General features: G+C 71.1%; 21 protein-coding genes. 9 read left to right on the top strand and 12 right to left on the bottom strand.

Annotation, left to right across the window (positions count from 1 at the left end; translation table 11 throughout):
* Positions 1 to 89 precede the first annotated feature (89 nt).
* Positions 90 to 2,642, bottom strand: coding sequence for a phenylalanine--tRNA ligase subunit beta (gene pheT, locus ACH9EU_RS17370; RefSeq protein WP_396415158.1), 2,553 nt, complete (start codon positions 2,640 to 2,642; stop codon positions 90 to 92).
* 3 nt (positions 2,643 to 2,645) lie between these two features.
* The gene (gene pheS / locus ACH9EU_RS17375) at positions 2,646 to 3,716 is read right to left on the bottom strand and encodes a phenylalanine--tRNA ligase subunit alpha (RefSeq protein ID WP_396415159.1); all 1,071 of its coding nucleotides are present in this window, start codon (positions 3,714 to 3,716) and stop codon (positions 2,646 to 2,648) included.
* 194 nt (positions 3,717 to 3,910) lie between these two features.
* Between pheS and ACH9EU_RS17380 the strand changes: the two genes are divergently transcribed.
* Together ACH9EU_RS17380 and ACH9EU_RS17385 are read left to right on the top strand one after the other, a co-directional pair.
* Positions 3,911 to 4,327, top strand: a complete 417-nt coding sequence (locus ACH9EU_RS17380; RefSeq protein ID WP_396415160.1) for a hypothetical protein — start codon at positions 3,911 to 3,913, stop codon at positions 4,325 to 4,327.
* Between the two features lie 457 nt (positions 4,328 to 4,784).
* The gene (locus ACH9EU_RS17385; protein ID WP_396415161.1) at positions 4,785 to 5,195 is read left to right on the top strand and encodes a VOC family protein; all 411 of its coding nucleotides are present in this window, start codon (positions 4,785 to 4,787) and stop codon (positions 5,193 to 5,195) included.
* A gap of 301 nt (positions 5,196 to 5,496) precedes the next feature.
* On the opposite strand, the gene ACH9EU_RS17390 is transcribed toward ACH9EU_RS17385, so the two are convergent.
* Together ACH9EU_RS17390 and ACH9EU_RS17395 are read right to left on the bottom strand one after the other, a co-directional pair.
* Positions 5,497 to 5,718 (bottom strand): hypothetical protein, encoded by a 222-nt coding sequence (locus ACH9EU_RS17390; RefSeq protein ID WP_396415162.1) that lies wholly within the window; start codon positions 5,716 to 5,718, stop codon positions 5,497 to 5,499.
* Positions 5,719 to 5,824: 106 nt separating this feature from the next.
* The gene (locus ACH9EU_RS17395) at positions 5,825 to 6,109 is read right to left on the bottom strand and encodes a hypothetical protein (protein ID WP_396415163.1); all 285 of its coding nucleotides are present in this window, start codon (positions 6,107 to 6,109) and stop codon (positions 5,825 to 5,827) included.
* Between the two features lie 175 nt (positions 6,110 to 6,284).
* Here ACH9EU_RS17395 and ACH9EU_RS17400 point away from each other — a divergent pair, with 175 nt between their 5' ends.
* The 4 genes from ACH9EU_RS17400 (at position 6,285) to ACH9EU_RS17415 (ending at position 8,763) form a co-directional block, all read left to right on the top strand.
* Positions 6,285 to 7,076 carry a TetR/AcrR family transcriptional regulator C-terminal domain-containing protein gene (locus ACH9EU_RS17400; protein ID WP_396415164.1) on the top strand — a complete coding sequence of 264 codons (792 nt, stop codon included), beginning with the start codon at positions 6,285 to 6,287 and terminating at the stop codon, positions 7,074 to 7,076.
* A complete protein-coding gene (locus ACH9EU_RS17405; RefSeq protein ID WP_396415165.1) occupies positions 7,073 to 7,396 on the top strand; it encodes a hypothetical protein in 324 nt (107 codons plus the stop codon). The genes ACH9EU_RS17400 and ACH9EU_RS17405 overlap by 4 nt, the downstream gene beginning before the upstream one ends.
* Positions 7,397 to 7,427: 31 nt before the next feature.
* Positions 7,428 to 8,363 (top strand): diacylglycerol kinase family protein, encoded by a 936-nt coding sequence (locus ACH9EU_RS17410; protein ID WP_396415166.1) that lies wholly within the window; start codon positions 7,428 to 7,430, stop codon positions 8,361 to 8,363.
* A 223-nt stretch (positions 8,364 to 8,586) separates the two neighbouring features.
* The gene (locus ACH9EU_RS17415; RefSeq protein ID WP_396415167.1) at positions 8,587 to 8,763 is read left to right on the top strand and encodes a hypothetical protein; all 177 of its coding nucleotides are present in this window, start codon (positions 8,587 to 8,589) and stop codon (positions 8,761 to 8,763) included.
* A gap of 49 nt (positions 8,764 to 8,812) precedes the next feature.
* On the opposite strand, the gene ACH9EU_RS17420 is transcribed toward ACH9EU_RS17415, so the two are convergent.
* From ACH9EU_RS17420 to ACH9EU_RS17435, 4 genes are all read right to left on the bottom strand, one after another.
* Positions 8,813 to 9,103, bottom strand: coding sequence for a GntR family transcriptional regulator (locus ACH9EU_RS17420; protein ID WP_396415168.1), 291 nt, complete (start codon positions 9,101 to 9,103; stop codon positions 8,813 to 8,815).
* Between the two features lie 178 nt (positions 9,104 to 9,281).
* Complete coding sequence (locus tag ACH9EU_RS17425) at positions 9,282 to 10,115, bottom strand: ATP-binding cassette domain-containing protein (RefSeq protein WP_396415202.1); 834 nt, start codon at positions 10,113 to 10,115, stop codon at positions 9,282 to 9,284.
* Positions 10,116 to 10,202: 87 nt separating this feature from the next.
* Positions 10,203 to 11,174 carry an ABC transporter permease subunit gene (locus tag ACH9EU_RS17430; protein ID WP_396415169.1) on the bottom strand — a complete coding sequence of 324 codons (972 nt, stop codon included), beginning with the start codon at positions 11,172 to 11,174 and terminating at the stop codon, positions 10,203 to 10,205.
* Positions 11,175 to 11,338: 164 nt separating this feature from the next.
* Positions 11,339 to 12,367 carry a substrate-binding domain-containing protein gene (locus ACH9EU_RS17435; RefSeq protein WP_396415170.1) on the bottom strand — a complete coding sequence of 343 codons (1,029 nt, stop codon included), beginning with the start codon at positions 12,365 to 12,367 and terminating at the stop codon, positions 11,339 to 11,341.
* Between the two features lie 187 nt (positions 12,368 to 12,554).
* Here ACH9EU_RS17435 and ACH9EU_RS17440 point away from each other — a divergent pair, with 187 nt between their 5' ends.
* The 3 genes from ACH9EU_RS17440 to ACH9EU_RS17450 are packed head-to-tail and all read left to right on the top strand — an operon-like array spanning position 12,555 to position 15,417.
* Positions 12,555 to 13,583: a Gfo/Idh/MocA family oxidoreductase gene (locus ACH9EU_RS17440; protein ID WP_396415171.1), complete on the top strand. Its 1,029-nt coding sequence runs from the start codon at positions 12,555 to 12,557 to the stop codon at positions 13,581 to 13,583.
* Positions 13,580 to 14,368 carry a TIM barrel protein gene (locus ACH9EU_RS17445; protein WP_396415172.1) on the top strand — a complete coding sequence of 263 codons (789 nt, stop codon included), beginning with the start codon at positions 13,580 to 13,582 and terminating at the stop codon, positions 14,366 to 14,368. The genes ACH9EU_RS17440 and ACH9EU_RS17445 overlap by 4 nt, the downstream gene beginning before the upstream one ends.
* Before the next feature lie 50 nt (positions 14,369 to 14,418).
* On the top strand, positions 14,419 to 15,417 hold the full coding sequence (locus ACH9EU_RS17450) for a substrate-binding domain-containing protein (RefSeq protein ID WP_396415173.1): 999 nt from the start codon (positions 14,419 to 14,421) through the stop codon (positions 15,415 to 15,417).
* 208 nt (positions 15,418 to 15,625) lie between these two features.
* Here ACH9EU_RS17450 and ACH9EU_RS17455 read toward each other — a convergent pair whose 3' ends face one another.
* The 4 genes from ACH9EU_RS17455 to rpmI form a co-directional block, all read right to left on the bottom strand.
* Positions 15,626 to 16,090, bottom strand: a complete 465-nt coding sequence (locus tag ACH9EU_RS17455) for an NUDIX domain-containing protein (protein WP_396415174.1) — start codon at positions 16,088 to 16,090, stop codon at positions 15,626 to 15,628.
* The gene (locus tag ACH9EU_RS17460) at positions 16,087 to 16,962 is read right to left on the bottom strand and encodes a TrmH family RNA methyltransferase (protein WP_396415175.1); all 876 of its coding nucleotides are present in this window, start codon (positions 16,960 to 16,962) and stop codon (positions 16,087 to 16,089) included. Before ACH9EU_RS17460 ends, ACH9EU_RS17455 begins: the two co-directional genes overlap by 4 nt.
* 47 nt (positions 16,963 to 17,009) lie before the next feature.
* Positions 17,010 to 17,399: a 50S ribosomal protein L20 gene (rplT, locus tag ACH9EU_RS17465; protein WP_058858500.1), complete on the bottom strand. Its 390-nt coding sequence runs from the start codon at positions 17,397 to 17,399 to the stop codon at positions 17,010 to 17,012.
* Between the two features lie 94 nt (positions 17,400 to 17,493).
* Entirely contained in the window at positions 17,494 to 17,688 is a 195-nt protein-coding gene (gene rpmI, locus ACH9EU_RS17470; protein WP_017832891.1) for a 50S ribosomal protein L35, read from the bottom strand.
* Positions 17,689 to 17,797: the final 109 nt, after the last annotated feature.

The following is a 17,797-nucleotide window of genomic DNA, read 5'->3' on the forward strand; positions in this document are numbered from 1 at the left end:
CCCGGACGCCCCCTGGGCATTCGCAAGTGTTACCGCAGCGGGTGCGCCGCGTACGGCCCGCCCCGGCACGGGGCGGGCCGGCACGCACCTCAGCCGCGGAGCACCGCGCCGTGCCGCTCCGCGGCCACCGCGACGGCGGCCTCGCGGGCCGCGGAGGCCTCCTCGGCCGTCAGGGTCCGGTCCGGGGCACGGAAGCGCAGCGCGAAGGCCACCGACTTCTTCCCGGCTCCGATGCCCGTGCCCTGGTAGACGTCGAAGACGCGGAGGTCCTCGAGCAGCTCGCCGGCGCCGGCCCGCAGGGCCGTGCCCAGCTCGCCGGCCGCAACGGCGGCGTCCACGACGAGGGCGACGTCCTGCGTGGCCGCGGGGTAGCCCGAGATGGGCCGTGCCTGCACCACGTCGGGCTCCGCGTCGATGAGCGAGCCGAGGTCCAGCTCCATCGCCACGGTGCGCTCGGGCAGGTCCTGGGCGGCCACAAGCTTCGGGTGCAGCTCACCCGCCCAGCCCAGCGGCGTGCCGTCGGGGGCGCAGAGCACGGCCGTGCGGCCGGGGTGGAAGGCCTGGTGGGTCCCCTGGCGGACCGTCAGCTCCACGCCGATGGCCTCGGCGGCCAGCCGGGCCGCGTCGAGGGCGTCCTGCCAGTCGAACGGCCGCGGAGCTACCCAGGGCGCCTCGTCCGTGTCCTGGCCGGTGAGCACGGCCGCGAGGTGACGCGGCTGGTCCGGGATGCCGGCCTCCAGCTCTCCGAGCACCCCCTGCCCGGGACGGACGCCCAGCGGCGGGAGCTGCGGGGAACCGGGGTCGCGGACCGGGCGGAAGACCCGGCCCACCTCGAACAGCGCGAGGTCCCGGAAGCCGCGGGAGGTGTTGCGCCGGAGGACGTCCACCAGCCCGGGCAGCAGGGACACCCGCAGCATCCCCTGGGCCTCGCTGATCGGGTTGGCGAGCTTGACGGAGGGCACGGGAACACCCGGCTCCGGGGCGCCCCAGAGCTCGTTGTCCGTCTGCGCGACGAACGGATAGGCGAGCACCTCCGTCAGCCCGGCGGCCGCGAGCGCGTCGGCCACGCGCTTGCGGGCCTGCTGCTCGCCGGTCAACCCGCGGCCGGGGGGCGCCACGGGCAGGCGGGAGGGGATCGAGTCGTAGCCCACCAGGCGGGCGATCTCCTCGACGAGGTCCTCCTTGGCCACGAGGTCGGGCCGCCACGAGGGCGGCACGACGCGCCAGCCGTCGTCCGTGGCCCCGACCTGCGCTCCGAGCTCGGTGAGCACGGAGACGACCTGGTCGGCCGTGTAGTCCACGCCCACGCGGCGGCCCGGGTAGTCCCACGGCAGCTCGATGGGCGCCGGGGCGGTGGTCCGGTCCACGTCGGTCGAGCCGGGCCCGGGGGTCCCGCCGGCCAGCTCCACGAGCAGCTCGACGGCGCGCTGGGCCGCGACCGCGGCAATCCGCGGGTCGACGCCCCTCTCGAACCGCTTCGACGCCTCCGAGGGGAGCCGGTGCCGCCGGGCCGTGCGCGCGACGGAGACCTCGTCGAAGCGCGCCGCCTCCACGAGGACGTCGACGGTGGCGGCCGAGACCTCCGTGTCGACCCCGCCCATCACGCCGGCCAGGCCGATCGGCCCGGAGCCGTCCGTGATGAGCAGGTCCTCGGCGTGCAGGGCGCGCCGCCTGCCGTCCAGGGTGGTCAGCTCCTCGCCGGGAGCGGCCCGGCGGACCACGATGCCCCCGCTCAGCCGGCCGAGGTCGTAGAAGTGCAGCGGCTGGCCGAACTCGAGCATCACGTAGTTCGAGATGTCCACCGCCAGGGAGATGGAGCGGATGCCGGCCAGGCGCAGCCGCGCCGCCAGCCACGGAGGTGTCGGGACGGTGGGGTCGACGCCGGTCACCGTGCGCGCGACGAACCTCGTGCACCCCGGGTTGCCGTGGATGGGGGCGTCGTCGTCGACCGCCACGGGGAACCCGCCCTCCACGGGCGCGGGCACCCGGGCCGCCACGGCGTCGGCCGGGTCGGTGAAGGGGGTGTGCACGGCGTGGCAGTACTCGCGGGCCACGCCGCGGACGGAGAACGCGTAGCCGCGGTCGGGTGTCACGTTGATCTCCGCGGCCTCGTCGGTCAGCCCGAGCAGCTCGAGGGCGTCGGCGCCGACCTCCGGGTCCAGCCCCAGGCGCGAGAGCACCAGGATGCCGTCGTGGTCCTCGCCGATGCCCAGCTCCCGGACGGAGGCGATCATCCCGGCCGAGGTGTGCCCGTAGGTCTTGCGGGCGGAGATCCGGAAGTTCCCCGGCAGCACGGCCCCCGGAAGGGTGACGACGACCTTGTCCCCGGGCTCGAAGTTGTGGGCGCCGCAGATGACGCCCTGCACGCCGGAGGGGTCGATCCCCTTGCCGGTCAGTCTCTGCGGCTGCCCGTCGGGGACCACGCGGACCGTGCACCAGTTGACGGTCTTGCCGTTGGAGTGGGTCTCCGGCTCCTTGGTGAGCACCTGGCCGACCACGACGGGCCCCTTGAGCTCGTCCGTGGGCCGGTGGACCGCCTCCTCCTCGAAGCCGACGCGGATGAGGGTGGCCAGCACGTCCTCGGCCGTCGCGTCCGCGGGGACCGGCGCGTGCTCGCGCAGCCATGACAAAGGAACTCGCATGCTCTAGATCTCCATCCCGAAGTGCTGGCTGAAACGGATGTCGCCCTCCACCATGTCGTGCATGTCCGGGACGTTGTTGCGGAACATCAGGGTCCGCTCGATGCCCATGCCGAAGGCGAAGCCGGAGTGGACCTCCGGGTCGATGCCGGCCGCGCGCAGCACGTTGGGGTGGACCATCCCGCACCCGCCCCACTCGATCCACCGCGGACCGCCCCGGGCGTTCGGGTGCCAGACGTCCAGTTCCGCCGAGGGCTCGGTGAACGGGAAGTAGTTGGGGCGCAGCCGGATCCGCGCCTCGGGGCCGAACATCTGCCGGGCGAAGTGCTCCAGCGTGCCCTTGAGATCGGCCATGGACAGGCCCTCGTCCACGGCCAGGCCCTCCACCTGGTGAAAGACCGGGGTGTGCGTGGCGTCCAGCTCGTCGGTGCGGTAGGTGCGCCCGGGCACCACCACGTAGACCGGCAGGTCCCGGGTCAGGAGCGTGCGCATCTGCACGGGCGAGGTGTGCGTGCGCAGCACGAGGTGCGCCTCGGGCGGGTCGACGAAGAAGGTGTCCTGCAGCTCCCGGGCGGGGTGGTCCGGCTTGAAGTTGAGCGCGTCGAAGTTGTACCACTCGGACTCCACCTCGGGGCCGTCGGCAACCTCCCAGCCCATGGCCACGAAGGTCTCGCCGATCCGCTCCATGAGGTTGGTCAGGGGGTGGCGCCCGCCCAGTCTCCGGCGCCGGCCGGCGGCGGTGACGTCCACGGCCTCCTCGACGAGGATCCGGGCGTCCCGCTCCTGCTCCAGCACGGTGGTGCGCGCGGCGACCGCCTGGTTCACCCGGCCACGGGCCTGGCCCACGAGCTTGCCGGCGGCGGCCTTCTGGGTCTTGTCCAGGGAGCCGATCCTTCGGTTGGCCAGGGCGAGCGGGGACCTCTCCCCCGCGTGGGCCAGCCGCACCTCCTTGAGCGCGTCCAGGTCCTTCGCGGTCTCGACGGCGGCCAGCGCCGCCTCCACGGCGGCGGCGACCGCGGCCTCGTCGGTCGGGTCGACCGCGCGGCTCGCGGCGGTCTCGGGTGGCAGTTCAGGCATCGGCTGGTGGCTTCTTCGGCTCGGGGACGGCTTGTCCCGTGTCAGTGTGTGCGTGCAACACTTAACAGATTCCACGGGAAAGCCCGGATCGGCACGGATCGCGGGCGGATCCCAGTCTAGAACACGTCCTCGGAGGCCCCGTGCCGCCCGGATGCCCCGGCGGCACGGGACCTCCGCCGCCGTAGGCTGGGGGCATGGCCTCCCCACTGAGCCGGGGCGCTCGCGTGCGACGGGCGTGGAACACGGTGAACCTCTCGACCCCGCTGGGGCTGCTGATCGCGGCCGCGACCCGGACCAGGGTCGTGCCCGGGCCGGAGGGCCTGCTCTTCGGCTTCGGCTACCGCTTCCCCTTGCCGAGAGCCGGGGCCTTCACCGTGGGCAACGTCGTCCTCTTCCGCGCCGGGCCCGACGACGTCGCCGCCCGCCCCCGGCTCGTCGCCCACGAGTCCCGCCACGCCACCCAGTGGGCGCTGTGGCTCGGGCTGCCGTTCCTGCCCGCCTACCTCGCCGCGGCGGGATGGTCGGTCGTGCGCTGCGGCCACCCGGGGCTGCGCAACCCGTTCGAGGTGCGGGCGGGCCTCGCCGACGGGGGCTACCGCCCGCGCCCCTGAACCTCCTGCCTCCGGACCGCGGCTCCCGCCCCGTCCGCGCGCCGAGCTCGCCGTACCGGTCCGAGATGCAGACGTCGAGCCCGACCCGAGCAGACAGGGTGCGCCGACGGGACCCAGGCATTCCGACAGAGCGCGTGACGGTGGTTCCCGGGATGCTGCCGCGATCGGTGGAGGCTCGTCGGCCGACGCGGTGGAGATCCGAACCGCGGAGCAGCACCTTCCGCCTGACTCGAGAGGTGAGGGCACGTCCGTTCCCTTGACGGCGCACGAGCGGATGGTCACTCGGTGGATCGCGGCGCAGGTGCCGGTGCAGAACGTGGGGATCCAACAGGTGCAACCACTCGGAGCCTCCTCCGGGGACCGGCACTCCGCTGGCCGGTCGGGCAGCCGGCCATGTGTAAGGCCTGCAACCCCCGACACGCCGCGGAGGTCACTCCATACCGTTTAGGGTGGCCCCATGAAACCTGTGACCGTCGTCGTGTCCTTGCCCGTCGCGGATGCCGAGAGGTCGCTGCGCTTCTACCGCGACGGTCTTCAGCTGGCCGAACCCGAGGTGGACGAGGGGGTCGTCGCGCTGGAACTGCCGAATCTGTCGTTGTTCCTGATCGAGCGGTCCGAGTACGCGAAGTACATCGAGCTCGCCGGGGTCGGTCCGGTCACCTCTGCGCCGGGGGCGTGCATCATCTCGTGCGCGATCGGCAGCACGGAGGAGGTGGACGACATCCTGACGCGTGCCGAGGCCGCGGGGGGTTCGATCCCGGGCCCGGCCGAGGACAATGACGGTTCGTACATGGGGTACTTCAGCGACCCCGACGGCCATGTCTGGGAGCTGGTCGTCAACGCCCGTACCGAGGCCGCTGCGGGCTAGGGGGCGGCAGTACTGCATCTCAACCACTGGTTGATATGGGCGAGGCTTCCGCACGGGCATACCCCTGGCCGCAACGGGCCGGGCAGCCGGAGAATGATCACGGAGTCGGCACCGCTTCCCTTGCGGTGGCCGCCCCGGGTCGGGACTCTGACGACGTGGGTGGCCTTCGGAAATGGTGATGCCCGCCTCGGCACGGGGTGGCCGGGCCGAGGCGGGCCTCACGCATCGCACTGGTGCGTCTCTCCACCCGGAGGCTTCCTCCGACGGGGAAGCGCGGGTTGCGGGGGGATCTGTGACAGCCTCAGGTGGCGTGGGCAACCGGAGCGTGGCGCAGGCGGTGACCCTCGGTGGGGACCAGTTTGGGGAGCCCGCTGTCGGCCTCGCGTACCCACAGCACCCCGAGGTGGGCTGCCACCTGGCTCACGGTGCCGGCATGGCGCAGGTGGTGCTGGTCCCATACTTCGATCCGGTCCCCGGGGCGCACCCGAGTGAGGTCGTGGAGCCATGGATCAGTGGTGGTCATGATGCTTCCTGTCCGAATGCGTGCGGGGAGATTCGACGTGCTGCGCGCGGCCCCGGGAATCCGAGCCCGGGAACAGGACGCGGATCGCCGGGACCGTCGGGGGTGCTCAGGCGCTGTATGACTCGCGGCTGCCGGACTTGGCCAGCCCGCGGGACACCAGGTAGGCGATGGTCAGGTAGGTGATGTACTCCATGGCCTGACGGGCGTCGAACAGATCGGCGCCGTCCTCGGCCCCGCCGTCCCCGACCAGGATGGCCGTCACGACGATGGCCACCAGCACGCCGAGGTAGGCGATGAACTCGGTGGTCCTGGTCGCGGACTTCGCCTCGGTCGCGCGGCGGGTCGTGTGGTCGGCGCTGGTGGTGGCGGCGTGGGAAGCAGTGTTCGTCAAGGGATTCTCCTGAAGACGTCAAGGGGCGCCGGATTCGGCAGGGCGCCGGACGGCGGATCGCCGTCGGTGCCATCAGAGGGAGGCGTGGGGCGCAGTGTGCTCGACGCCTTGCCTACACCGTAGACTGTATGTGTAGACTACGGATTAAGCAAAGCCCCCTTATTGAAGGACCCTGATGCCCATGAACCCCCGTGCCGCAGACTCCGACACCGAGACCGGCCCGGTCGAGGACCCCTCACCGACCTCCGAGGCCAAGGCGCACAAGCCGCGGCTCAGCCGGGAGGTCATGCTCACTGCGGCCCTCAAGCTCGTGGACGCCGAGGGCCTGGAGGCGTTGAGCATGCGCCGGTTGGGCGCTGAGCTGGGCCGGGACCCGATGGGCCTGTACCGGTATGCGAAGAACCGGGCGGATCTGCTCGACGGGATCACCGAGGTGGTGCTGGACCAGCTGGTCATTGCCACCGACGGGGCGGACTGGCAGGAGCAGCTGCGCCGGACCGCCCACGACTTCCGCCGCCTGGCCCTGGAGCATCCGCACGTGGTGCCGCTGTTGGTGACCCGCCCGCTGTCCACCCCGCTGGGGCTGCGCCCACTGGGCACCCTGCGCCCGTTGGAGAACATCCTCGCCCTGCTCATCGATGCGGGTTTCGCCCCGGCCGATGCCCTGCACGTCTACCGGGCCTACTACGCGTTCCTCTACGGGCACGTCCTCAACGAGCTCCAGGAGATCGTCGTGGACGCCGAGGAGAACGAGGACCTGCTGCGCCTGGGGCTGCACCGGCTGCCCGCCCGCCAGTTTCCCCGCTTGCGCGCCATGGCGTCGTTGCTGGCCGACTACGACGGGGCGGCCGAACTCGACCAGGGCATCACCATCCTCCTGGGCGGACTCCACGCCCAGCTCCACCCCACCGCACCCAGCACCGCGAGCACATCGATGCCCGACCCCGGCCCACAGGAGCTCTCATGACCACCACCGCCGCTGACCACACCGGGCGCCACCAGCACTCCACGCCCCACGAGCAGACCGCCCCCGCCCTGGTGGCACCGGTCCCGGCCGCACCCATGGACCCCGCGCCCACAAGGACACCGGGCAGCCGCATGGACCCGCGGGAGGACTTCCCGGAAGACCTGACCGCACTCGGCATGGCGGACCTGCAGGTGCTGCACTCCCGGATCACCCGCCAGCTCGACCACGACTACCTCACCGATCCCGCCGGGCCCGATTGCTCGACCATGGACCGGCGCCAGGAACTGCAGGCGGAGCTCGACGCCCGCGACACCGCATGACCCTCCCCGGGCCATCACAGACAGGCACACCATGGACACCAGCCACGCCACAGACGCCACCGACACCACTGATCCGGCTGTCCGCCGGTTCGAGGCCATCTGTGTGATCTTCAATCCGCACAGCACCGGGGACGCTCCGGACCTGGCCGCGAAGGTGCGCGATCAGCTGAGTCAGGATCTGCCCTACACCCCGCGGATCCGGATGCTGCCCACCGCCCACGCCGGGCACGCCGTGGACCTGGCGAAGGAGGCGGCCGGCACACCGAACGCCCTGGTGGTCTCGGTGAGCGGCGACGGCGGCTACAACGAGGTCATCAACGGAGTCATGTCCGCCGGAACCACCGACACCGTGTGCGCAGTGGTTCCCGCCGGCAACGCCAACGACCACCACCGCACCACCGCCCGAAAGCCCCTGGCCGCAGCCATCGCCGAAGGCCGGGTGCGAGAGATGGACCTGCTGCACCTGTCCACCGGGGACGGTCCGGGGGCCCAGTCCGTCTACGCCCACTCCTACATCGGCTTCGGACTGACCCCGGTGGTGGCCATCGACATGGAAAAGGGCAACAAGGGAGCGCTCAAGGAGATGGTCTCGGTGGTGCGGACCTTCGCGAAGTTCCGTCCCTTCCGGATCCAGCACGCCGACGGCACCCGGGCCAAGGTCGACAGCCTCGTCTTCGCCAACATCTCCCGGATGGCCAAGTACGCCACCTTGAGCGAGGCGCAGGAGCGGCCGGCCGATGGGAAGTTCGAGGTGGTGCTCTTCCCGCACACCGCCAAGTGGAAGGTGCTGCTGAAGGCCTTCCGCGCGGCCACCACGGGGCTGGGGGACCAGCCCAGTGTGTCCAGCTACGAATTCACCGCCCTCAAACCGATGCCCTACCAGCTCGACGGCGAGGTCCGCGCCGTCCCGGCGAACACCGAGGTGAGGATCGAATCCGCGCCCTCGGCCCTGACCGTGATCGGCTGACCGGCAGCCAGCCGCTGCTCCGGTGCCCCGTCCGGCCTGGGGACCGAGTCCCCGAGTCCAGTCCCCAGTGATACGGACGCAACAATCCAGTCCTCCGCACCCGCCGAAGAGGGAACCCCTACTGCTACATCGCCCTCTGACCTGCCCCACGGTTCCGGCGGATCGGCCCCTTGGTCAACGGCGGAAGATCGACCCGATGGCCGGCCGGGGAGGTGCGTGACATGTGAACTCCTTTGTCGACGATCTGGTGAAGCCTGTGTGGATCGATAGCAGCACCGGCCGGATGATGGTTCGTCCGAGCACGTGGTTTCGCGGTTCGGCCGACAAGTCAGGACGCTGCGCGGTGCTGTGGCTCGTGCAGGTGGAGTGCGGTTCGATCGTCCGGGTGAACTTGTGGTGAGTCCGGTTCGTTGCCGCACCGCGGGTGCGTGACGGCTGCCGAGGAACCCTTACGAGGAGGTGGACGGCGCATCAGGGCACACCCACTGGTCCGGATCGGTGACGTAGGTACCGGCCCGTCGAGCGCGTACCACCAGACCGGCATCGACCAGGAGCTTCAGGGCACTGCGCACGGTGACTCGGGCGATGCGCAATCGGGCCGCCAGCACCATTTCGTTGTCGAGCCTCGTGCCCGGCGTCAGGGCTCCGCTGCGGATGGCCGCTTCCAGGACGAGAGCGAGTTGGTGGTAGAGCGGGACGGGCGAGTTCTTGTCGATCGGCAGGGGCAAGGTTGCGGTCATGTTGGACTCCCCAGGGGTTCGGGGTACGGAGCGTCAAACACCGTGAGGTGTGGTGGACGCGGGCTGGTCGAGGTGCAGCTCGGCCTCCACTGCATGCCTTGGACCCTGGGCCGAGTCCGGCGCCGCCTCCGAGCCCGTACGGAACTCNCGGAGGCGGCGCCCGGCGGGCGGGATTCATTCAGGCGCGGGGGCGCGCCCGGGACTCGGCCATGTCGGCTTGGACCTGCTGCATCTGCTGGGTGTGGCCGCCGAGCTGTTCGAGCTCGTGGGTGAGTTCCTCCAGCTCGGCGCCGCCGGCCATCTGGGCGGTGAGATCGCCCACGGTGATGTCCTGCTTCTCGTAGTAGCCGATGGACTTCCCGCGCTTGAGCAGCAGGAACCGGTCCCCCACCGGGTACGCGTGGTGGGGGTTGTGGGTGATGAACACCACCCCGAGGCCCCGCTCCTTGGCTTGGAGGATGTAGCGCAGCACCACCCCGGACTGCTTCACGCCCAGGGCCGCGGTGGGCTCGTCGAGGATCAGCACCTTCGCCCCGAAGTGCACCGCCCGGGCGATGGCCACGCACTGGCGCTCACCGCCGGAGAGGGTGCCGATGGGCTGGTCCACGTCGCGCAGGTCGATGCCCATGTCGGCCAGCTCCTGCTTGGTGATCGCCTTCATCGTCGCCACGTCCAGGTGCTTGAACGGGCCGAAGCCCTTCGTGAGTTCGGAGCCGAGGAAGAAGTTGCGCCACACCGGCATCAGCGGGACCACGGCCAGGTCCTGATAGACGGTGGCGATCCCGGCGTCGAGGGCCTGGCGGGGGGAGGTGAAGGTGGTGTCCTCGCCGTTGACCCGCAGGGTCCCGTCGGTGTGCTGGTGGAGGCCGGCGATGATCTTGATCAGGGTGGACTTCCCGGCCCCGTTGTCGCCGAGCACGCAGGTGACCTTCCCTGCCTCGACGGTCATGGTGACCTCGCGCAGGGCGATGATGTTGCCGTAGCGCTTGCCGACCTGTTCCAGTTCCACCAGTGGGCCGGGACCGGCGTCGGCAGCGGTGTGGGCGCCTGGGGCAGGTGTGGTCGTGTTGGTGGTCTTCTCTGTGGCCACGGGGCTCACCTATTTCCTCTCGATGCGCTTGCGCACGTACATGTTGACGATGGTGGCCATCAGCAGCATCAGGCCGAGGAAGAACTTGAACCAGTCCGGGTTCCACTCGGCGTAGACGATGCCGCGGGAGGCGATGCCGAAGATCAGGGCGCCCAGGGCCCCGCCGATCGCGGAGCCGAATCCGCCGGTGAGCAGGCACCCACCGATCACCGCCCCGATGATGTAGAGGAACTCGTTGCCCACGCCCTCACCGGACTGCACCGAGTCGAAGGCGAAGAGGTTGTGCATGCCCAGCAGCCAGGCGCACAGTCCCACGCCCATGAACAGCCCGATCTTGGTCTTCGCCACCGGCACACCCACGGCGCGGGAGGCGTTCTCGTCCCCGCCCACGGCGAAGATCCAGTTCCCGACCTTGGTCTTGAGCAGGATGAAGGTGGCGAGCAGGGTCAGGACGATCCAGTAGAGAACGGTGATCCGCACGTCCACCCCGAGGATGGTCACCGAGGAGGCGAAGATCGCCTTGGCCGAGGCGAAGCCGTCCATGGTGCTGATCGAGGGTGAGGAGACGGAGCCTCCGATCAGGCGGGTCAGGGCGAGGTTCAGACCGGTGAGCATCAGGAAGGTCGCCAGGGTGACGATGAAGGACGGGAGCTTGGTGCGCATCAGCAGTGCCCCGTTGATCAGACCGATCAGCAGGGAGGTCAGCAGCGCCATGCCCACTCCGACCCAGACGTTGACGGCGAAGAACCAGCTGAACAGCGAGGCGACCAGCGCGGAGGAGATCACCGCCACCCCGGTGGAGAGATCGAACTCCCCACCGATCATCAGCAACGACACCCCCACGACCATGATCCCGATGGTCGATGCCCCGTAGAGGACGGTGGAGATGGACTGGGCCTGGGTGATCGAGGGGGCGGCGATCGCGAAGAACAGCCCGACCACGATCGCCCCGACCAGCGCCCCGATCTCGGGGCGGGCCATCAGGGCGCCGAACAGGCCACGGGTCTGGATCCGCTCGTCGGCTCCCGCCGCAGCGGCGGAAGGCCGGGAGGCGCCTCGGGCTCCCCCGGAGGAACTGCGATCAGGCGCCGGAGCGGACGGTGTGCGAGTAGAGGACATCATTTTCTCCTGGTTTCCGGGCCCGCTCAGCGGATGCCCTCGTTGGCGTATTCGAGGACCTCTTCGGCATTGGACGAATCCACGATGGCGGGGCCGGTCAGGGTGGGCTGGCCACCGCCGATCTTGAAGGCCCCACGGTGGTTCTGCCACAGCGAATCCACGGACAGGTAGCCCTGCAGCCAGGGCTGCTGGTCGACGGTGAACAGCACGTCGCCGTCCACGACGGCCTGAGCCAGCTCCCCGTTCATGTCGAAGGAGGCCACCGCCACCCCACTGCCGGCCGACTCCTTGGCCCCGAGCAAAGTCATCGTGTACGGGGCGCCCAGGCCGATGATCGAATCGGCCGCCGAGGAGGTCTGCAGCTTGGCGGTGGCGGTGGAGGACACCTGAGTCATGTCGGTGCCCTGGACGTAGAGGATCTCCGTCTCCGGCAGGACCTCCTTCACGCCGGCGCAGCGGGCCTCCAGCCCAACGTGGCCTTGCTCCTGGATGACGCAGATCGGGTGTTCCAGCCCCTCCTCCTGGAGCCGCTCGCCGGCAGCCGCCCCGGCCAGTCGCTCGTTGGAGCCGAAGTGGGCGAAGGCACCCACGTCCTGGAACTCGTTCTCCCCGGCGTTGAGACTCACCACCGGAATCCCGGCCTCCTCGGCCCGATCGAGCACATCGCGCATCGCGTCGGGCTTGGCCAGGGTCACAGCGATGCCGTCCACACCCTGGTCGATGTACTGCTGCACGAGCTGGGCCTGCCGACCGCCCTCGGGGTCGGAACCGTAGAGGAACTCCACGTTGTCCTTCGCCGAGGCCTCCTCCGCCCCCTTGCGGATGGTGTCCCAGAACGTGTCACCGGGAGCGGCGTGGGTGACCATCGCGATCTTCATCGGGTCGGTCTGGGCCACCTGACCGCCGCCCTCCCCACCTCCCTGGGCCTCGGTGCGGCCGCCCTCGGAGGAGCATCCTGCCAAGGCCATGGAGGGGACGAGCATTGCCGCCGCGACCCAGGGACGCAGGGCTGCCCGCCTTGCGCGCTGCGGGCCAGGAATGCGCGGTGCAGTCATGAGAATTCTCCTTTTCTGGCCGGGACCCTCGCGCTTCGATGCGCTGTGCTGGAGACCCCGTGCCGCTGTGTTGTCGATCACACTAATACGTACTAGGCTTTCTGCCAAGGGTTTGTCAGGACACATTGCTACAGCCGGTCCTGGACAACCTCTACCGCCCTCCCGTCATGACCCGAAGGAGAATTCCTTGTCCGAAAACCGCACTCTGAACATCGGCTTGATCGGCGCCGGCCGCATCGGCTCCAGCCACGCCGAACTGATCGCCCGCACCGTGCCCAACGCCCGGCTGGTCGCGATCGCCGATCCGGTCGAGGGCGCCGCGGCGCGACTGGCCACCGCGCTGCACGTTCCTGCCGCGTACACCGACCCGGCCCAGATGCTGGCCGACCCGGCGGTGGAGGCGGTGGTGATCACCGCTCCGGCCCGCTTCCACACCGGGCTGGTGGAGCAGGTCGCCGCCGCGGGCAAGGCGATCTTCTGCGAGAAGCCGGCCGGGATGACCCTGGAAGAGATCGACCGGGTCCGGCAGGCCGTGGAGACCCACGGGGTGCTGTTCCGGATCGGGTTCAACCGCCGCTTCGCCGACGGCTTTCCGCAGGCGAAGGCTGCGATCGAGGCCGGGCGGATCGGCACCCCGCAGCTGCTGCGCTCGGTCACCCGCGACCCGGGACTGGCAGATCCGGCGGCAGTGGCGCCGTGGACGATCTTCCTCGAGACCCTCATCCACGACTTCGACACCCTGAACTTCCTCAACCCCGGAGCCCGTGCCGCGCAGGTCCACGCGGTGGCCGACGCCCTGGTGGCCCCGGAGTACAAGGACGCCGGGCTGCTCGACACCGCCGTGGTCACGATCCGCTACGACAACGGGGCGATCGCCACCGCCGAGGCCAGCTTCTCGGCCGCCTACGGCTACGACACCCGAGCCGAGGCCTTCGGCTCCGCCGGGATGGTCACCGTGGGAGACCTGGCGGCCTCGAGCCTGCGCTGTTACGGGCCCGAGGGCATCAACGCCGACACCGTGCGCGCCGACACCCAGTCCATGCGCGGCGCCTACACCGGGGAGCTGCAGGCCTTCACCGACACCGCCCTCGGGCACCTCTCGCAGGGCCCCGGCGTCGAAGCCGCTCGGGATGCGCTGCGGATCGCCTTGGGTTGCATCGAGTCCTGCCGCACCGGCGCGCCGGTGGCCCTGGACCTGACGGGGGCCACCCGATGAACGGGTTCGTTCTCGCGGCCAATGCGGAGATGCTCTTCGTCGATCTCCCGTTCGAGCAGCGGGTGCGGCGACTGCACGAGGCCGGGTTCGAGGTGGAGATCTGGGACTGGACCACCAAGGACCTGTCCGCCCTGGCCGCCACCGGGGCCCGGTTCGGGTCGATGACCGGCTACGTCTCCGGAAGCCTGGTCGACCCGGACGGGGCCTCGGAGCTGCTGCGCACCGCCGAGGACTCCCTGGAGGCCGCAGCCGTGATCGACTGCCCGCGGCTCAACGTCCACGGCACCGGCCTGGACCCTCAGGGACTGCCGGTGGTGCCGCAGCAGGTCGTGACAGGCGCGGACTGGCTGGCCGCCGCCCGCACCCTGGAGCGGCTGGCCGCGCTGGGAGAGCGCCACGGCCGGGTCTTCACCCTGGAGAACCTCAACACCGTCGTCGACCACCCCGGGGTGCCCTTCGCACGGGCCGAGGACACCCTCGCCCTGGTCGCCGCCGTGGACAGCCCCCACCTGCGCCTGAACCTCGACCTCTACCACGCCCAGATCGGGGAGGGGAACCTCGTGGAGCTGTGCGCCCGGGCCCTTCCGTATATTGGAGAGGTCCAGGTGGCCGATGTGCCCGGACGCTGCGAACCCGGAACCGGGGAGATCCACCACCCCCGGGTGGCCACCGCCCTGGCCGAGACCGGATACGAAGGAGTGATCGCCATGGAAGCCTTTGCCGCCGACGACCCCGAGGTGGCTCTGGAGCGTTTCCGCGCCGCCTTCACCATCGCCTCCAGATGACCCCTGTCTCCACGAACCGGGATACTCCCGGCCGCCCGCGGCGCGTCACCATGCGCGATGTCGCCCGGGCGGCCGGGGTGTCCCAGCCGCTGGTCTCGATCGTCTTCCGCGGGGCGTCAGGGGCCAGTGAGGAGACCCGCGCCCACGTCCTGGCCGTGGCCGCCGAGCTCGGCTACCGGCGGGACGAGCGGGCCCGGCTGCTGCGCCAGGGCCGCTCCCGGTTGCTCGGGGTCGCCTTCGAACCGGTGCAGCCCTTCCACGGCGAAATACTTGACGGCCTCCACGCTGCCGCCCTGGACCACGGCTACGACGTCGTCCTCTCCGCCGTCACGCCGCACCGTGGGGAGAGTGCCGCGGTGGAGGCCCTGCTGCGCGACCGGTGCGAGGCCCTGATCCTGCTCGGCAGCGCCCTGCCACCGGAACATCTGGAGCGCACCGGCGCGACTCTCCCCATGGTCTCGGTGACCCGCGCGCTCACCACCCGGACCTGTGACAGCGTGGCCACCGACGACCACCACGGTGCGGTACTGGCCGTGGAGCACCTCGTGGGCCTCGGCCACCGACGTATCGCCTATATCGATGCCGACCGCGAAGCCGGCGGACAAGGCCGCCGCGCCGGCTTCCGAGACGCCATGGCAGCGGCCGGACTGTCCGACCGGACACTCATCGTGCCCGGCGGCGCCTCCGAGGCCGAAGGAGCTGCCGCCCTCACCTGGCTCCTGAGCCAGGACCCAGCCCCCAGCGCCGTGATCGCATTCAACGACCGGTGCGCGATCGGGGTGATCGGCCAAGCCCGAGGCCTGGGGCGCTCCGTACCCGAGGACCTGTCCGTGGTCGGCTTCGACAACTCCGAACAAGCCTCCTTGCCCTATATTCGGCTGACCACCCTGGCCCAGGACCCCCGGCTCCTCGCCGGCACGGCCGTCGACATGGCCCTCCGTCGTCTGCAGAACTCCACCTCGGACCCCGCTCCGGCGGCCGAACACGCAGTGCTGCCGACCCAGCTCATTCAGCGCGCGAGCACGTCCCGGGCGACCACCGCCGCCTGACCACCCGGCACCGGAATGTCCTGCTGGACCGAGCACCTCCACCGTGCCGGCATTGAGCTGTTCCGCGGCTTGGATCGCCGCAGGCCGCTCCGCAGGTCCGACCGTGGAGCCGATGTCGGAGAACGACAGATGCGATCTCTCGGGACGAGACGTCTCGCATCCCGTGCACGGGGGATCGTCGCGCTCGGTGATGGGACGGGTACGGCGGTCAGGCCCGGGGCCGGGGAGCGAGCCCCCCGAGCAGCGCGCGCACGATCGGCAGGTCCGCCGGGATCCACGGGAGGCCGAGCACGGCGCCGGGATCCGCGAGCGGCACCCACCGGACGGCGAGGTGATCCTCCCCCGCCGCCGCGGCGGGCGACCCGCCGCGCACGGCGGCCGTCCACACCCGCATCGCGGCGGTGTCCGTGAGCGGCCAGCCCTGCGGGTGCGGCCCGGGTACCTCGGCGAGCAGTTCGACGTCGACGCCGAGCTCCTCCGCGCACTCCCGCACCAGGGCGTCCTCGCAGGACTCGCCGGGTTCCTGCTTGCCCCCCGGGAACTCCCACAGTCCGCGCAAGGCCTGGGGGTAGGCCCGCTGGGCGGCGAGGAGAGCGGTGGGGCGGACGGCGTCGTCGAGCAGGGCTGCGCCGACCACCTGGGTGCGGAAGGTGGTGGGCAGGGAGGCGGTCACCGGTCGGCGCCCCGTCGTTGCGCGCGCGCCGAGGCGTAGAGGCACACGGTGGCGGCGGTGCCCACGTTGAGGGACTCGGCCCGCCCGTGCACCGGCACGGCCACGCGGTGGTCGGCGAGCTCCTTCTCTGCCTCGGACAGGCCCCGGGCCTCGTTGCCGAACAGCCAGACGGTGGGACGGGCGAGGTCGTAGGCCACGTCCTCGACGTCGGGGGCGCCCGCGGCGCGGGCCGCCGAGGCGTCCTGGAGCCGGTCGAGGTCCAGGGCACCGTAGCCGTCGGCGGCGAGGATCCCGCACCCGGCGGACCGGGCCGCCGCGACGAGCTCGGGCAGGTCCGCGCCGACGGTCACGGGGAGGTGGAAGAGGGAGCCGGCGGTCGAGCGCACGGTCTTGGGGTTGTAGAGGTCCACGCTCCCCGCGGTGAGCACGACGGCGTCGGCGCCCGCGGCGTCCGCGGCCCGCAGCACGGTGCCCGCATTGCCCGGGTCCTGCACGCGGGCCAGGACGGCCAGCAGCCGGGGCCGGGCGGCGAGGACGTCCGCCACCGGCACGTCGAGGGCCCGGCACACGACGACGACCCCCTGCGGGGTCACGGCGTCGCTCATGGCGCCGAGCACCTCCCGGGTGGCCAGGCGCACGAACACGGACCGGTCCGCGACCACCCGCTCGAGCAGCGCCGCGATGTCCGGGTGGTGGTCCAGTGCCTCCTCGGTCACGTAGACGGCGTCCACGCACGGCTGCGCGAGGTGGCGGGCCAGCGCCTCACGGGCGTTCTGCGGTCCCTCGGCGAGGAACAGCCCGCGCTTGGAACGCGCGGAGCGCCCGGCCAGTCCCGCGACGTCCTTCACCCGATCGGCTCGGGGGTTGGACATCGGACGGTCGGCCAGGCGCTCCGGGAGAGTCACTGCGGCGGCAGGGCTCAGGCGGCGGCTTCGCGCGGCGCCGAGGTGTCCTCCGGCAGGGCCTTCTTGGCGACCTCGACCAGCGCGGCGAACGCGGCCTGGTCGTTGACGGCCAGCTCGGCCAGCATGCGGCGGTCGACCTCCACCTCAGCGGCCTTGAGGCCCTGGATGAAGCGGTTGTAGGTCAGGCCGTTGGCGCGGGCCGCGGCGTTGATGCGCTGGATCCACAGCCGGCGGAAGTCGCCCTTGCGCTTGCGGCGGTCGTTGTAGCTGTAGACGAACGAGTGGGTGACCTGCTCCTTCGCCTTGCGGTACAGGCGCGAGCGCTGGCCGCGGTAGCCGGAGGCCTGCTCGAGGATCTCCCGGCGCTTCTTGTGGGCGTTGACCGCCCGCTTCACACGTGCCACGTGTGTACTCCTTCACTTCGGTCCCGGCCGATCGGCCGGGAGGTCACATCTGTGCGGGGCGGGGAGCGGCGCTCCCCGGGGAATGCGTGCGGGCCTACTTGCCCAGCATCTTCTTGATGACCTTGGCGTCGCCGGGGGCCACGATCTGGTCGGAGGCCAGGCGGCGGGTCAGCCGGGAGGACTTGTGCTCCAGGTAGTGGCGGCGGTTGGCCTGCTGGCGCTTCACCTTGCCGGTCCCGGTGAGCTTGAAACGCTTCTTCGCCCCGCTGTGGGTCTTCATCTTCGGCATGTGTGCCGCTCCTTACGATTCGTCCGGTGGTCTCCACCGGAGGGCACGACGACGTCCGCCGTGCCTCTTCGGTGCCCCGGAGCGCGACCGGGTCCGGTCGCACCCACGG

Origin of the sequence: Kocuria rhizosphaerae, from assembly GCF_044462265.1 — a bacterium.
Lineage (GTDB): Bacteria > Actinomycetota > Actinomycetes > Actinomycetales > Micrococcaceae > Kocuria > Kocuria rhizosphaerae.

Excerpts from the sequence above, each read along its gene's own strand:
- ACH9EU_RS17420 (WP_396415168.1), bottom strand. The coding sequence starts at position 9,103 with ATGACCGCAACCTTGCCCCTGCCGATCGACAAGAACTCGCCCGTCCCG.
- ACH9EU_RS17380 (WP_396415160.1), top strand. The coding sequence starts at position 3,911 with ATGGCCTCCCCACTGAGCCGGGGCGCTCGCGTGCGACGGGCGTGGAAC.
- rpmI (WP_017832891.1), bottom strand. The coding sequence starts at position 17,688 with ATGCCGAAGATGAAGACCCACAGCGGGGCGAAGAAGCGTTTCAAGCTC.
- ACH9EU_RS17385 (WP_396415161.1), top strand. The coding sequence starts at position 4,785 with ATGAAACCTGTGACCGTCGTCGTGTCCTTGCCCGTCGCGGATGCCGAG.
- ACH9EU_RS17390 (WP_396415162.1), bottom strand. The coding sequence starts at position 5,718 with ATGACCACCACTGATCCATGGCTCCACGACCTCACTCGGGTGCGCCCC.
- ACH9EU_RS17400 (WP_396415164.1), top strand. The coding sequence starts at position 6,285 with ATGCCCATGAACCCCCGTGCCGCAGACTCCGACACCGAGACCGGCCCG.
- pheT (WP_396415158.1), bottom strand. The coding sequence starts at position 2,642 with ATGCGAGTTCCTTTGTCATGGCTGCGCGAGCACGCGCCGGTCCCCGCG.
- ACH9EU_RS17460 (WP_396415175.1), bottom strand. The coding sequence starts at position 16,962 with ATGTCCAACCCCCGAGCCGATCGGGTGAAGGACGTCGCGGGACTGGCC.
- ACH9EU_RS17405 (WP_396415165.1), top strand. The coding sequence starts at position 7,073 with ATGACCACCACCGCCGCTGACCACACCGGGCGCCACCAGCACTCCACG.
- ACH9EU_RS17430 (WP_396415169.1), bottom strand. The coding sequence starts at position 11,174 with ATGGCCCGCCCCGAGATCGGGGCGCTGGTCGGGGCGATCGTGGTCGGG.
- ACH9EU_RS17445 (WP_396415172.1), top strand. The coding sequence starts at position 13,580 with ATGAACGGGTTCGTTCTCGCGGCCAATGCGGAGATGCTCTTCGTCGAT.
- ACH9EU_RS17435 (WP_396415170.1), bottom strand. The coding sequence starts at position 12,367 with ATGACTGCACCGCGCATTCCTGGCCCGCAGCGCGCAAGGCGGGCAGCC.
- ACH9EU_RS17410 (WP_396415166.1), top strand. The coding sequence starts at position 7,428 with ATGGACACCAGCCACGCCACAGACGCCACCGACACCACTGATCCGGCT.
- ACH9EU_RS17450 (WP_396415173.1), top strand. The coding sequence starts at position 14,419 with ATGCGCGATGTCGCCCGGGCGGCCGGGGTGTCCCAGCCGCTGGTCTCG.
- pheS (WP_396415159.1), bottom strand. The coding sequence starts at position 3,716 with ATGCCTGAACTGCCACCCGAGACCGCCGCGAGCCGCGCGGTCGACCCG.